The organism is Dyella sp. ASV21 (assembly GCF_016428975.1).
Taxonomy (GTDB): Bacteria; Pseudomonadota; Gammaproteobacteria; order Xanthomonadales; family Rhodanobacteraceae; genus Dyella.
Genome location: NZ_JAELTT010000205.1, coordinates 1 through 400, shown reverse-complemented (window position 1 = coordinate 400; position 400 = coordinate 1). Strand labels below are relative to the sequence as shown.

General features: G+C 76.2%; 1 protein-coding gene. It reads left to right on the top strand.

All coding sequences use genetic code 11. The features are described from left to right. The first annotated feature begins 132 nt into the window (after positions 1-132). Positions 133-291, top strand: a complete 159-nt coding sequence (locus JHD67_RS21525) for a hypothetical protein (protein WP_199101177.1) — start codon at positions 133-135, stop codon at positions 289-291. The last annotated feature ends 109 nt before the right edge of the window (positions 292-400 follow it).

Below are 400 nucleotides of genomic sequence, written 5' to 3'. Positions count from 1 at the left end.
CCCCCCCCCCCCCCCCCCCCCCCCCCCCCCCCCCCCCCCCCCCCCCCCCCCCCCCCCCCCCCCCCCCCCCCCCCCTTCCTGCTACGGCGCCCCCCGCGATCTACACCCGAACGTTGTCGTCGGCAGCGTCAGATGTGTATAAGAGACAGCACCCACACCGTTTCCGCCCCGGCCCGTCGTGATCTAATGCGTCCCCTGCGTTACGCCTGGCGCGTACCCTTGCTGCTGCTGCATGTCGTACTGGGCGTGCTCTGTCTCTTATACACATCTCCGAGCCCACGAGACCCGTGACCGAATCGCGGTGTGCGGCATGGGCGTGTAAGTCGGGCGGGGGGGGGGGGGGGGGGGGGGGGGGGGGGGGGGGGGGGGGGGGGGGGGGGGGGGGGGGGGGGGGGGGGGG